The sequence below is a fragment of the Sphaerotilus hippei genome, from assembly GCF_003201595.1.
Classification (GTDB): domain Bacteria; phylum Pseudomonadota; class Gammaproteobacteria; order Burkholderiales; family Burkholderiaceae_C; genus Sphaerotilus; species Sphaerotilus hippei.
Genome location: NZ_QJJS01000012.1, coordinates 35,319 through 49,011 on the forward strand (window position 1 = coordinate 35,319; position 13,693 = coordinate 49,011).

Genomic DNA, 13,693 nt, shown 5'->3' on the forward strand with positions numbered 1-13,693 from the left:
GGTCCGCTCAGAAGCGCAGGCCGGCCTTGACGCCGTAGGAGGTGTTCTTGCCGGTCCTGTCGCCTTCGACGGCGACGTTGATCAGCCCCAGGTTGAGGTTGGCGCCGACGAACACCTTGTTCAGGTTGAAGCGCTCCTTCTGCAGCGTGGCGATGCCCTGCGCCTGGCTGTGCACCTGCACCACGCCGATGCCGGCGTACGGGGTGAACAGCAGGAAACCCTTGGAGACCGACAGGTCCACGCTCGAGGTGCGCAGCTGGAGCTGGTCGACGCCCGACAGCCGGGTGTAGGCCGCACGCACGGCCACCGCCGGCACCAGCACGTCGCCCGGGATGAAGGCCCAGCGCAGTTCGGCGCCGCTGGTCTCGATGTTGCTGCCGGGCACCTGGCCCACCGCGACGGCCACGTCGAAGTTCCACGGCAGCCCCTTGTCCAGGCGCACCGAGGCCAGCGGCAGCGTGCCGGGCACCGAGCCGCCACCGGCGGCCTTCTTCAGCAGGTCGCGGTGCTCCAGCACCGTGCCGCTCACCGCCACGCCGACATCGAAGCCGAGCGTGCCCAGCGGGGCGGTCGGAATCAGCGGCTTGTAGGACAGGGCAGCGCCCAGGTCCTCGCTGAGCAGCCGGAACTCGCGCTGGTCGAGCTGCTGCACGGTGCCGATGTCGGCGGCATGTGTCGTGGCGACGCAACAGATGCCGGCCAGTGCCACCAGGGCACGCGGCAGTCGGGTCGGCAGGATCGTTCGGATCGAAGGGCGGACGGTGTTCATGGCGTGTCGACTGGAAGGTGGGAACAGCGGGTGCGGCGGGCCGGTCGGCCGGCCGCGGACGGGCTCAGGCTAGCACCTCCGGCCCGCTTTCCATGGCGTCGGCCCACCCCGGCATGCAACCCGATGTTGCGGCCCGGCTGGTGGGCGGGTCGCCGCTGTCCCTAGAATCCGCCGCCATGGCAAGCAAACAAGGCAGCTACGAAGAGAGTTCGATCCGTGTGCTCAAGGGGCTGGAACCCGTGAAGCAGCGGCCGGGCATGTACACCCGCACCGACAACCCGCTGCACATCGTGCAGGAGGTGATCGACAACGCCGCCGACGAGGCCCTGGCGCAGAACGGCAAGCGCATCGCCGTGACCCTGCACCTCGACGGCTCCATCAGCGTCGAGGACGACGGTCGCGGCATTCCATTCGGCCTGCACCCCGAGGAGCAGGTGCCGGTGGTGGAGATCGTCTTCACCCGGCTGCACGCGGGCGGCAAGTTCGACAAGGGCTCCGGCGGGGCCTACAGCTTCTCCGGCGGCCTGCACGGCGTGGGCGTCAGCGTGACCAATGCGCTGTCGACCCGGCTGCAGGTCAGCGTCTGGCGTGACCGCCAGGTGGCGCAGCTGGCGTTCTCGGGCGGTGACGTGATCGAGCCGCTGGTGGTGCGCCCGGCCGGCAGCGGCGACCGCCGCCAGGGCACGACGGTGCGGGTCTGGCCCGATGCGACCTATTTCGAGAGCGCCGACCTGCCGCGCGCCGAGCTGACCCACCTGCTGCGCAGCAAGGCGGTGCTGATGCCCGGCGTCACCGTGACGCTGCGCCACGAGAAGACCGGCGAGGTGCAGACCTGGCTGTACAAGGGCGGCCTGCGTGACTATCTGCAGCAGCACCTGAGCGCGGACACGCTGATCCCGCTGTTCGAGGGTGAGCAGCACGCCACCCGCGGCGAGAGCGAGACCTTCGCCGAAGGCGAGGGTGCGGCCTGGTGCGTCGCGTTCACCGAAGAAGGCTCGAACCTGCGCGAGAGCTACGTCAACCTGATCCCCACGGTGGCCGGCGGCACGCACGAGGCGGGCCTGAAGGACGGCCTGTTCCAGGCGGTCAAGGGTTTCGTCGAGCTGCATGCGCTGCTGCCCAAGGGCGTCAAGCTGATGCCCGACGACGTGTTCGGCCGCGCCAGCTTCGTGCTGTCGGCCAAGGTGCTGGATCCGCAGTTCCAGGGCCAGATCAAGGAGCGCCTGAACAGCCGCGACGCGCTGCGGCTGGTGTCGGCCTATGTGCGACCGGCGCTGGAGCTGTGGCTGAACCAGCACGTCGAATACGGCCGCAAGCTGGCCGAGCTGGTCATCCGTCAGGCCCAGGCGCGCCAGCGCGCGGGCCAGAAGGTCGAGAAGAAGAAGGGCTCGGGCGTGGCGGTGCTGCCGGGCAAGCTGACCGACTGCGAGAGCCGCGACCTGAGCCTCAACGAGGTCTTCCTGGTCGAGGGCGACTCGGCCGGCGGCAGCGCCAAGATGGGGCGCAACAAGGAAACCCAGGCGGTGCTGCCGCTGCGCGGCAAGGTGCTCAACGCCTGGGAGGTCGAGCGCGACCGCCTGTTCGCCAACAACGAGATCCACGACATCGCGGTGGCCGTGGGGGTCGACCCGCACGGGCCGGACGACCAGCCGGACCTCAGCGGCCTGCGCTACGGCAAGATCTGCATCCTCAGCGACGCCGACGTCGACGGCTCGCACATCCAGGTGCTGCTGCTGACGCTGTTCTTCCGCCACTTTCCCCGGCTGATCGAGGCCGGCCACATCTTCGTGGCCAAGCCCCCGCTCTACCGGGTCGACGTGCCCGCGCGTGGCAAGAAGCTGGCGGCCAAGCATTACGCGCTCGACGAGGGCGAGCTGCAGTCCATTCTCGACAAGCAGCGCAAGGACGGCGCCCGCGAGAACAGCTGGAGCATCAGCCGCTTCAAGGGCCTGGGCGAGATGAGCGCCGAGCAGCTGTGGGAGACCACGCTGAACCCGGACACGCGCCGGCTGCTGCGGGTCGACTGCGGCGCGGTCGACTTCGGTGCCACGGTCGAGGCGCTGACCAAGCTGATGGGCAAGGGCGAGGCCGCGTCGCGGCGCGAACTGATGGAGCTGCACGGCGACGACGTCGAAGTCGACGTCTGAGGCCTGCACGGTGATCCGGCCGGCCGCGGACCTGCGGCCCGGCCGGGCGCCACGATCGGCCGCCAAGGCCGAGAGGGCACCCCGGGCTGTACCTCGCCGGGGAGGGAGGCGTGGCGCGCCAGGCGCCACGGGGCAATCTGCACTGGGGTGGTGAACATGGATGAAGTGAAGGCGGCCCTCGCGGTCGTCGCCGGCGGGCTGGGCCCGTACGGCCCGAAGATCGTCGGCGCGCTGGTGCTGGCGCTGGTGGCCTGGGTGGCCTCGCGCCTGGTGCGCGGCGGGGTGCTGCGGGTGTGCCTGCGGCGCGGGCTGGACAGCCGGCTGCAGACGCCCGGCTTCTCGCTGATGCTGGCCAACATCGGCGCCGGCGTGGTCTGGCTGCTGGCCTTGCCGGGCCTGCTGGAGACGCTGGAGCTGCAGGGCCTGCTGGTGCCGGTCAACGTCATGATGTCGCGCATCATGGGTTTCCTGCCCAACCTGGTCGGGGCCGGGGTGGTCTTCGCGATCGGTTTCCTGGTCGCGCGCATCCTGCGCCAGATCGTCACCGGCCTGCTGCGCGCGGCCGGCTCGGAGCGGCTGGCCGAGCGGCTCGGCCTGGCCACCTCGCTGGGTGAGCACGGCCTGGCCGGCCTGGTCGGCTCGATGGTGTTCTCCTTCGTGCTGCTGCCGGTGCTGGCGGCCGCGCTCGAGCCGCTCGGGCTGGACGCGGTCACGCAGCCGGTCAGCCATCTGCTCGACACCATCGTCGCGCTGATCCCCAAGGTGACCGCCTCGGTGATCATCCTGGCGATCTCCGCGCTGATCGGGCGGGCGGTCTCGGGCATCGTCGCCGGGCTGCTCGGCGGCATGGGCTTCAACAAGCTGCCGCAGCAGCTGGGCATGAGCGCCGGCCTGCTGCCGGGCGGGCGCAGCGCCTCGGAGCTGGCCGGCTCGGTGGTGATGGGGGCCATCGTGCTGGTCGCGCTGATGCAGGCCTGCGAGGTGCTCGGCTTCTCCATCCTGACCCGGCTGGTGGCCGACATCGGCGCGGCCGTGGCGCGGGTGATGGTGGCGGTGGTGGTCATGCTCGCCGGGCTGTGGCTGTCGGCCGCGGCGATGCGCGTGATCCGCGCCGGTTCGGCCGCCAATGCGCCGGCACTGGCGCAGATGGCGCGCCTGGCCATCCTGTTCTTCACCGCAGCACTGGCGCTGCGCCAGGCCGGCCTGCCCGGCGACATCGTCGCGATCGCCTTCGGCGGGGTGGTCGGTGCGCTGGCCATCGGGGTGGCCGTGGCCGTGGGGGTGGGCGGGCGCCATGTCGCCGGGCGCCTGCTCGAGGAGGCGGTCGCGGCGCTGCGCACGCGCCGTCCGGACTCGCCGCCGCCGATCCGCTTTCCCGACTGAGGAGCCGGCCATGGGCATGCAGACCGGACGAGCGGGCGGGCGACGCGCCTGCCCGGGCCGCTGATGCGGCGCCTGCGGCGCTGGTTCGAGAGCCGGCGCCTGCTCATCCAGCACCTGCTGGTCGGCGCGGTGCCGACGCTCGCGCTGGCCGGGCTGGCGCACCGTGTGCTGGCGCTGCCGCAGGAGGTCGTGCTGGCCGTGCTGCTCACCGGGGGCTCGTGCACGGCCGCCGCCGCGGCCCTCGCGTGGCAGACGGCCAAGGTGCTGCGCGGCTTCAGCATCGGTTCGCAGGTGCTGCGCCGCAGCACGGTGCACGACGAGCACAACTTCCCGCTGTCGCACACCAGCGCCGACGTGCAGCGCGCCTGCGTCTCGCTGCGCCGGCTGGTCGAGGGCACGCGCCGGCGCCAGCGGGTGCTGGTCGCCCATGCCGAAGTGCTCGGCCACCGGCTGGAGGCGCGCACCCATGAGCTGTCGACGCTGCAGAACCTGTCCATCGGCCTGGCCAGCAAGTCCGACCTGAACGAGCTGGTCGACGAGGCGCTCGGCGCGCTGGAGCAGACCATGGCCTACAGCAGCGCCTCGGTCTGGTCGCGCGGCGAGCGCGAGGCCGGCGGGCACGTGGTGCTGATGGGCTACCGCCACGCGTCCGACCAGATCGACCAGATGCCGGCCGAGGACCTGACCGGCATGCGCCTGTCGCGCCAGAACCTGCAGCGCTACGAGCAGATCGAGCGGGAGGGCCTGCCGGTGGTCGAGAACCAGGTGCGCCAGAGCCTGCTGTCGTGGCTGTGGAGCTTCCTGTCCGACGATGCCCGCACCTCCGAGCTCTACCGCAGCACCCGCGCCTGGATGGCCGTGCCGCTGAAGTCGCGCGAGAGCGTGATGGGCGTGCTGCGGGTCGATCACAGCGACCCCGACTACTTCGACGAGCAGCGCATGCGCCTGCTCAGCGCCGTGGGCAGCCAGACGGGGCTGGCGATGCGCCACGCCCAGCTGCTGGCGCAGCAGAAGGACATGGCCGTGGTGGCCGAGCGCAACCGCATCGCCCGTGACCTGCACGACGCCGTGTCGCAGACCCTGTTCGCCGCCAACGTGATTGCCGGCACCGTGGCCACGCTGGCCGATCGTGGCGACCTCGAGGCCGGCGAGCGTCTGCGCAGGCAGGCGCAGACGCTGCAGCGCCTGAACCGCGGAGCGCTGTCGGAGATGCGCCTGCTGATGTTCGAGCTGCGCCCCGACGCGATCGAGCAGACCCCGCTGGCCGAACTGCTCGGCCATGCGATCGAGGCGCTGGCCTGCCGCGGCGAGGTGGTCGTGACCCAGCAGCTCGATCGTGAGGACCGGCTGCCCGCGGCCGTGCGGGTGCAGCTCTACCGCATCGCGCAGGAGGCGCTGTCGAACGTGGCCCGCCACAGCGGGGCCAGCGAGGTGCTGGTGCGGTGGCAGGCCCCGGCCGACGGTCCGGTGGTCCTGACCATCACCGACAATGGCCGCGGTTTCGAGACCGGCCTGCATCGGCCCGGCCACTTCGGCCTGGGCAACATGGCCGACCGCGCCGCCGAGATCGGCGCCCGGCTCGAATTCATCAGTTCGCCCGACCAAGGTACATCGGTGCGCATCGAGCATTCAACCGCTCTGATTTCCGATAATCCTGATCCCCCATGACCCCGTCCCCTGTTTCTGCCGCCCCGGCCATCCGCGTGTTTGTCGTCGACGATCACCCGATGATCCGCCTGGGGCTGATCGCCATGGTCGAGGGCGAGACGGACCTCGAGTGCGTGGGCGAGGCCGCCCACGGCCGCGATGCCGTGCGCCTGATTCCCGAGGTGGCGCCCGACGTGGTGCTGCTCGACCTGCTGATGCCCCAGATGGACGGCATCGAGGTGCTGCAGGCGCTGGCCGCCCGCCTGCCGCAGACCCGCTTCCTGGTGCTGACCAGCCTGGTCGAGCCCGCTCAGGTGCAGCGTGCGCTGGCCGCCGGGGCCAGCGGCTTCCTCGCCAAGACGGCTTCGGCGCAGGAGCTGGTCCACATCATCCGCGGTGCCCATGGCGGGCGCCGTGTGCTGTCGCCCGAGGTCACCGAGGCGCTGATCGATGCCCAGCGCAGCCCCGCTCCCGGGGCCGACCTGACCCAGCGCGAGCGTGACCTGCTGGCGCTGATGGCGCGTGGCTGCAGCAACCAGGACATCGCCGGGCAGCTCCACATCGCGCTGCCCACGGTCAAGTACCACGTCACCAACATCCTCGGCAAGCTGGGCGCGAGCAACCGCACCGAGGCCGTGCTGCTGGCCCTGCGCCACCGCATCGTCGCCACCGACTGAACCCGTCCCCGACTTTGGTATGGGCCCCGACCCGACCCGGGTCGGGGGTGTTTTCCCCTGCGCGCTCCTAACATCGTCGTCAGCGAGCGGCGGTGCTTTCTCCCCCTGCGAAGCCGCTCGCCGGACCATACAACTGACAGGGAGGGTCTTTTTAAATGAACAACTCGACAGGGACCCGTGTCTGCATGGCCACGGGAAGAGGGCGGTCGTCAGCCGCCGTTCCTTCCGCCTCGCGTGTCCGGTCCGCCTGCGCTGATCCGTGGTGACGATGATGAACAGCTGGATCCTGTCGCTGCAGCTGATGCTGCTGCTCACGCTGGTGCTGGTGATCAAGGGCTGGCGCAGCTGGTCCGGGCAGGGCGCGCGCCGGGTCGCGTCCGCTGCGCCCCGGGTCGACGTCGCGCTCCCGGACGAGCCTGACGCCGATTTCCCCGACACGCTCATCGACTGGGCGAGCTTCCGGCTCGACACCCAGTTCATGGAAGAGCTGCGCTTCAGCCTCTTCGAGACCGACGCCGAGGGCTCGGCGCAGGAGCCGGCGCCGCTGACCGACTGGCAGGAGTTCGGCATCCCCGACGCCGGCGTGGAGCCCCACGACGCGTCGCCGGGTTCCGGGGACGCGGCCTTGTCCTGCACAATCGCGGCGCAGGTGCACGAACGTGCCTGGGTACCATGGGTCGACCGTCCGGTCGGCTGAGGCACCACACCCCGCGAGACGATGGACCAGAAGACGATCGATTTTTCCTCCCCCGACGGAGACGACGCGCTGACGCTGGCGCGTTATGCCGAACGCGCCTACCTCGAATACGCCTTGAGCGTGGTCAAGGGGCGCGCCTTGCCCGATGTGTGCGACGGCCAGAAGCCGGTGCAGCGCCGCATCCTCTACTCGATGCAGCGCATGGGCCTGGCGTTCGCCGGCACCGGTGGCGCCAAGCCGGTCAAGTGCGCCCGGGTGGTCGGCGACGTGCTCGGCCGCTACCACCCGCACGGCGACACCGCCGCCTACGACGCGCTGGTGCGCATGGCGCAGGACTTCAGCCAGCGCTACCCGCTGATCGACGGCCAGGGCAACTTCGGCTCGCGTGATGGCGACGGTGCGGCGGCGATGCGCTACACCGAGGCCCGCCTGGCGCCGATCACCCGCCTGCTGCTCGACGAGATCGACGAAGGCACGGTCGACTTCATCCCCAACTACGACGGCTCGACCGAGGAGCCGCGCCAGCTGCCCGGCCGGCTGCCCTTCGTGCTGCTCAACGGGGCCTCGGGCATCGCCGTGGGCCTGGCCACCGAGGTGCCCAGCCACAACCTGCGCGAGGTGGCCGCCGCCGCCGTGGCGCTGATCCGCGACGAGGCGCTGAGCGACGACGCGCTGCATGCGCTGCTGCCCGGTCCGGACTTCCCCGGTGGCGCCCAGATCATCTCCAGCGACAGCGACATCCGCGAGGCCTACCGCACCGGGCGGGGCAGCCTGAAGGTGCGCGCGCGCTGGAAGATCGAGGAACTCGCGCGCGGCCAGTGGCAGCTGGTGGTCACCGAGCTGCCGCCGGGCACCAGCGCGCAGAAGGTGCTCGAGACGATCGAGGAGCTGACCAACCCGAAGATCAAGACCGGCAAGAAGGCGATCACGCCGGAGCAGGCGCAACTCAAGGCCACGGTGCTGTCGGTGCTCGACGCGGTGCGCGACGAGTCCAGCAAGGACGCCGCGGTGCGCCTGGTCTTCGAGCCCAAGAGCCGCACCGTCAGCCAGCAGGAGCTGATCACCACGCTGCTGGCCCACACCGGGCTGGAAGGCTCGGTGCCGGTGAACATGACGATGATCGGCGCCGACGGGCGGCCGACCCAGAAGAGCCTGCGCCAGATCCTGGGCGAGTGGATCGGCTACCGGCTGGCCACGGTGCGCCGGCGCACCGAGCACCGGCTGGCCAAGGTGCTCGACCGCATCCACATCCTCGAGGGCCGGCAGCTGGTGCTGCTCAACCTCGACGAGGTCATCACGCTGATCCGCGAGAGCGACGAGCCCAAGGCCGCGCTGATCGTGCGTTTCCGCCTCAGCGACCGCCAGGCCGAGGACATCCTCGAGATCCGGCTGCGCCAGCTGGCGCGGCTGGAGGCGATCCGCATCGAGCAGGAACTCGCCACCCTGCGCACCGAGCAGGGCAAGCTGCAGGACATCATCGATCAGCCGTCCGTGCTGCGCCGCACCGTGATCCGCGAGATCGAGGCCGACGCCAAGCTGCATGGCGACGAGCGCCGCACGCTGATCCAGGCGGAACGGCGTGCCGTCGCCGAGGTCAGGGTGGTCGACGAGCCGGTCACCGTGGTGGTCAGCCAGAAGGGCTGGGTGCGCACGCGCGGCGGCCATGGCCATGACGCTTCGGGCTTCGCCTTCAAGGCCGGTGACGGCCTGTACGGCACCTTCGAATGCCGCACCGTCGACACGCTGCTGGTCTGGGGCACGCCCCGGGGCGGCAGCGTGCGGGTCTATTCGGTGGCGGTCGCCAGCCTGCCGGGCGCCCGCGGCGACGGCGTGCCGATCACCACGCTGATCGACCTCGAGGCCGGCACGCAGATCCAGCACTACCTGGCGGCCGCCCCCGCGACGATGCTGCTGCTGGCCAACAGCGCCGGCTACGGCCTGCTCGCCCGGGTCAGCGACCTGACCGGGCGTCAGAAGGGCGGCAAGAGCTTCCTCACGGTCGAGGACAGCGAGCAGTGCCTGGCCCCGGTGCTGGTGGCGCCGTCGCACCAGCGGGTGGCCTGCGCCTCGGCCAGCGGTCGCCTGCTGGTCTTCGGGCTCGACGAGCTCAAGCACCAGCCCAACGGCGGGCGCGGGCTGATGCTGCTCGACGTGGACGCGCTCGATCCGCTCGCGGCCGTCGCCACCTACGACCAGGTGCTGCGGGTGATCGGCCTGGGCCGTGGTGGCCGGGCCAAGGACGAGGACCTCAAGCCCCAGCACCAGCTGCCTTTCCAGGGCAAGCGCGGGCGCAAGGGCCGGGCGCTGGAGCCGGCCATCAAGGTCCAGCGCCTGCTGCCGCAGGGCTGATGCGACCGGGGGTGCGGTGCCGCCGTTCCCCCGGCGCAGCTCAGTGCAGCAGGTCCTGCAGGCCGCCCAGCAGCTCCTCGAGCGGGGGCATCACCGCCTTGGGCTTCAGGTGAGCGTGTTCGGCCGCCAGCTCGGGCAGCCAGGTCGGCGCGATGCCCAGGCGCTGGCCGACGTCCCCGGGGTAGGACGCGACCAGCTCCTCGCTGCCGAGCCGGTATTCCGACACCCGGGCCCGCCAGGCAGCCAGATGCACGATGGCCGCGACCTTGCCACCCGATTCGTCCTCCAGCGGCGAGGGCACGTGGCGGATGGCCTCGGTGATCTCGTCGGGGAAATGCCAGCGCCGCGCCAGCTCGGCACCGACGTCGGCATAGTGGTAGCCGAAGCTCTGGGTCTCCATCTCGGCGCGGCGCGGGTCGATGGGTGAGCAGGTCCTGTCCATGAACAGCATCTGCTCGGGCATGGCCGCATGCATCACCAGTTCGCCGATGGCATGCGTCAGGCCGACGGTGAAGCACAGGTCGGTGTTCTCTCCGGCCAGCCTGCCCAGCCAGCGCGCGGTCACGGCCGTGCCCAGGCAGTAGCTCCAGAACTGGTTCAGGTTCAGGCTCGGCGTGGCCTTGAAGCCGCCGGCCAGCCCGCTGCCGACCACCAGGTTGCGCACCATGACGAACCCCAGCATGCGCAGCGCGTCATCGACGGTGCTGACCTTGTGCGTGACATGGAAGTAGGCCGAGTTCGCCAGGCGCAGCAGCTTGGCGCTGATGACCGGGTCGGCCGTGATCTGGCTGGCGATCTCGTCGATCGACACCTCTTCGTGGTTGAAGCTCTGGATCAGCTGGTGCACGACCTTGGGAATCGTCGGCAGGGCGTGGGCATGATCAAAGAGATGGGCGATGCGCATGGTCGGACTCCTGACGTGGTCCGCACCTTGCGGACGTCGTTCCGGGATATCGACCTTCGTCCGGACGCATTGAGCTCACCCGGCACCGTGTTTTCCCTGCGCCGGGCCTGCGGCACGAAACGCGCGGATCAGCGCCTCGGCGTTCCGTCCGGAAGCGGCAGCGGCGACTCCATGTGCGACCAGTCCATCGACGGCAGCGACGAGACCCACCACGACAGCCACAGCTGGTGGGACTGCAGGCATTCGCTCATCACCCGCTGCTGGGCATGCAGCGCCTCTTCCCAGGACCACAGTCGATACAGGTCGTGGAACGGCGTGGCCAGCGGCAGGCCCAGGTCGGCGACGCGGAGTTCATCCATGGGTGTGTCTCCTTCTGAAGGTGCTTCCGCACATCGGGTGCGGGTCCGTGACCCACTGTGCCATGAAGCTCGACCCCGCGAATGAGGGATATCAACCGTGGCTTGTGCCGCACGGGGGTCTGTGCTCCAATCCGATCAACGTAACAAACGTAACTTTTTCCCCTGCGCCAAGCCGTCGATGGAGTCGGCTTGGGGTTTTTGAAGCCCGGCTGGTCCGGGCTCTTTTTTGCGTCAGTCGGCCGACCAGCGGTAGCGGCACAGCGTGCGGCTCTCGGCCTGCAGGTAGACGACGCTGTCGTGCCGGAAGCCGGGCTGATGGACGAAGGCGTGCAGGCGGCGCGAGAGCTGCCCGTGGTCCTGGGGGTCGAGGGTTTCCCAGCCGATGGCCACCGGGATCCGCTGCAGCAGGCGCACCAGCGCCACGCCTTCCTCGCGCGCCAGCGCCACCACGGCATCGGGGTCGGCGATGCGGGTGCGCAGGCGCAGCAGGTCGTCGCCCAGCGTGGTCGTGATGCGGCCCGTGCCCAGCCCGCGGGCCTCGAGGGCCTGGCGCCACTGCCGCACGTCCTCCTGGGCGACGGCGCTGGCCAGCCAGGTCCGGGTGTTGCCCATGGCCCGCACGCGCACGATCAGCTCGTCCGTGCCGAGGGCCTGCCTGAACTGCTGCCGCGCCAGCGCCAGCGCCGCCTGCTGGCGCTGCGGCGCCAGCCAGGGCGGCGAGGGCAGCGTGATCAGGGTGTGGTGGGCGAACTCGTCGTCCACCGTCATGCGCACCCTGCCGCGCCAGGGCTGCGGGTCGGCCCGCTGCAGTGCGTCCAGCGCCGCCCCGATCGAGGCGGCGCCCAGGCCGCTGCCGGTGGCCGTCGCCCGCGGGCGGGCGCTCCAGCCGGGGCCCCAGCGTTCGGCCTGGCAGCTGCGCAGGTGCAGCTGCAGGCCCAGCTCACTCGTCCACCGCAGTGACACGGTCGGCTTCCTCCAGCGTCACCAGGCCGTCGCAGACCTGCTGCAGCGCGGCTTCGCGCAGGCTGGGCAGGCCGATGGCCGCGATGTTCTGCATCAGCGCGTCGAGGCCGGCATCGCTGCCCAGCGAGGCCCTCAGGTGCTGTCCGGGATCGAACCACTGCGAGATCACGACCTGGCCGTCCTGCCCGGTGTGGTGGCAGGCGGCGCAGCCGGTGCCCCGCACGAAGGCCCAGCCTTCCTCGCGGACGTCGCGGCTCAGGCCGCTGGCGCGCAGCCGGGCGTCGTCGGGGTCGTCGGTCTCGAGGCAGTGCCGGCACACCGTGCCCAGCAGACGCTGGGCGTACAGCCCGGTCAGCACCGATCCCAGCGTGGCCCCGCTGTCCGGCCCGCACAGGTGGCGCAGGCGTTCCCAGGCGCCCGGCACATGGGGCGCGGCCAGGGTCAGCACGACGTTGCGCCCGCTCAGCGCCTGCTGCAGCGCCCAGGCGGCCAGCGCGGGCGTGTCCACGTCGTCGAGCGCGACCAGGGCCGGGCCGAGGGCCTGGACTTGCGCGTCCAGCGTGCCGGGCAGGGCGGGCCGGTCGATCACCGTCACCCCGGCCGACCGCAGCGCCGGGTCCGTGTCGCTGCCGGCCCGGTTGGCGGCGCGCACCAGCAGCATCGATCCGTGCCGGGCGGGCGAGGTCAGCGACGTCAGGCACTGCGACAGCAGTTCGCCCTTGCCCTGGTCGGGCGGGCTGGCCAGCACCAGCAGCCCGAAGGGCCGGCCCAGCGCCCGGACCAGGCCCGAACGGGTCGTGCCTTCGAGCGGCACCGGCCGGGGCGAGCCGGTCGTGGCGAGGCCGGCCAGCTCGATCACGACGCTGCGCTCGCCGGCCTGCCAGGCCAGCAGGCGCACCGGGCAGCACACCGTCCGGTCATGGAAGGGCAGGGGCAGCAGGCCGGCCGTCGGATCGGCCGCGTGCCAGTCGACCTGCGCATGCAGGTCGGCCAGCACGTCCAGTGCCGCGCCACCGGGCATTTCGCCGATGCGCAGCGTGTTCACCGGGCGGGCCTGCCAGCCGCTGGTGAACCCGAGGCGCTGCCGCAGCCCGTGGTGGTCGGCCGTCAGGTGCAGGCGCCGGGCGCCGTCGCGCAGCGCGTCGGTCAGCAGCTCGCGCAAGGGACTGCGTGCGCCGTCGGCCGGTCCGCCGCAGGGCAGGGCCGCTTCCGGCGCGTCGGCGGCGCCGGACAGGTCCGGGCCGGGCGCCGGCCACAGCGGCAGCTCGCGAGCGGTGCGTTGCCAGTAGTCGATCAGGTCCTCGTGCGGGGCGACGAACCAGCGGCAGCGGGGCCGGTGGGCGCGCCGGATGCGCGCTTCCAGCCACCAGCGGGTGCCACGATCGAAGGGGTCGGCCAGCACCAGGTCGGGGCCGCCGTCGTCGCGCCGCAGCGCGACGCACAGGCGCGCCAGCCCTTCCTGCGGGCCGATCAGGTCGAGGTCGGCCACCCGCACCGGGGCGCTGGCCAGCGCGGCCAGCGGCATGCCGGCGCGCTCGACCAGCCAGCGCCGGTAGGCCGCCTCGCGGACCGGGCCGGGCGCGTCGGTGGGCAGCCGGACTTCGGCCCGGAAACGTCCGTCCAGCCGCTGCGAGGCCTGCCGGGCGGCCTGCCCGGCTTCGTCCAGTCCCGATCGGGGTGCGGTGGCCAGGGCGGCGCGTTGCGGTGCGGTCATGTGATCCGGTGGAGTCTCGAAGTCTCAGGGTAGCCGCAGTCGGGCCGCACCGCCGTCATGTCCCGCCTCGAGAGGGGGCGCGAG

Annotated in this window: 11 protein-coding genes; 6 read left to right on the plus strand and 5 right to left on the minus strand. The window is 71.5% G+C overall.

The window, feature by feature from the left end:
* Positions 1-7: 7 nt before the first annotated feature.
* Positions 8-769 carry a hypothetical protein gene (locus C7444_RS13230; RefSeq protein ID WP_245909554.1) on the minus strand — a complete coding sequence of 254 codons (762 nt, stop codon included), beginning with the start codon at positions 767-769 and terminating at the stop codon, positions 8-10.
* Between the two features lie 176 nt (positions 770-945).
* On the opposite strand from C7444_RS13230, the gene C7444_RS13235 reads away from it, so the two are divergent.
* From C7444_RS13235 to parC, 6 genes are all read left to right on the plus strand, one after another.
* Positions 946-2,916, plus strand: coding sequence for a DNA topoisomerase IV subunit B (locus C7444_RS13235; protein WP_110401326.1), 1,971 nt, complete (start codon positions 946-948; stop codon positions 2,914-2,916).
* A 156-nt stretch (positions 2,917-3,072) separates the two neighbouring features.
* Entirely contained in the window at positions 3,073-4,299 is a 1,227-nt protein-coding gene (locus tag C7444_RS13240; RefSeq protein ID WP_146219397.1) for a mechanosensitive ion channel, read from the plus strand.
* A gap of 63 nt (positions 4,300-4,362) precedes the next feature.
* A complete protein-coding gene (locus C7444_RS13245) occupies positions 4,363-5,967 on the plus strand; it encodes a GAF domain-containing sensor histidine kinase (RefSeq protein ID WP_110401328.1) in 1,605 nt (534 codons plus the stop codon).
* A complete protein-coding gene (locus C7444_RS13250) occupies positions 5,964-6,623 on the plus strand; it encodes a response regulator (protein ID WP_110401329.1) in 660 nt (219 codons plus the stop codon). Before C7444_RS13245 ends, C7444_RS13250 begins: the two co-directional genes overlap by 4 nt.
* A 271-nt stretch (positions 6,624-6,894) precedes the next feature.
* Positions 6,895-7,320, plus strand: a complete 426-nt coding sequence (locus C7444_RS13255) for a hypothetical protein (RefSeq protein ID WP_146219398.1) — start codon at positions 6,895-6,897, stop codon at positions 7,318-7,320.
* 21 nt (positions 7,321-7,341) lie between these two features.
* Positions 7,342-9,669 (plus strand): DNA topoisomerase IV subunit A, encoded by a 2,328-nt coding sequence (parC, locus tag C7444_RS13260; RefSeq protein WP_110401331.1) that lies wholly within the window; start codon positions 7,342-7,344, stop codon positions 9,667-9,669.
* 40 nt (positions 9,670-9,709) lie between these two features.
* On the opposite strand, the gene C7444_RS13265 is transcribed toward parC, so the two are convergent.
* From C7444_RS13265 to C7444_RS13280, 4 genes are all read right to left on the minus strand, one after another.
* Positions 9,710-10,573, minus strand: a complete 864-nt coding sequence (locus C7444_RS13265; protein WP_110401332.1) for an HDOD domain-containing protein — start codon at positions 10,571-10,573, stop codon at positions 9,710-9,712.
* Positions 10,574-10,701: 128 nt separating this feature from the next.
* The gene (locus C7444_RS13270) at positions 10,702-10,932 is read right to left on the minus strand and encodes a hypothetical protein (RefSeq protein ID WP_110401333.1); all 231 of its coding nucleotides are present in this window, start codon (positions 10,930-10,932) and stop codon (positions 10,702-10,704) included.
* Positions 10,933-11,163: 231 nt separating this feature from the next.
* Entirely contained in the window at positions 11,164-11,895 is a 732-nt protein-coding gene (locus tag C7444_RS13275; RefSeq protein ID WP_110401334.1) for a hypothetical protein, read from the minus strand.
* Positions 11,873-13,609, minus strand: a complete 1,737-nt coding sequence (locus C7444_RS13280) for an ATPase, T2SS/T4P/T4SS family (protein ID WP_110401335.1) — start codon at positions 13,607-13,609, stop codon at positions 11,873-11,875. Before C7444_RS13280 ends, C7444_RS13275 begins: the two co-directional genes overlap by 23 nt.
* Positions 13,610-13,693 lie beyond the last annotated feature (84 nt).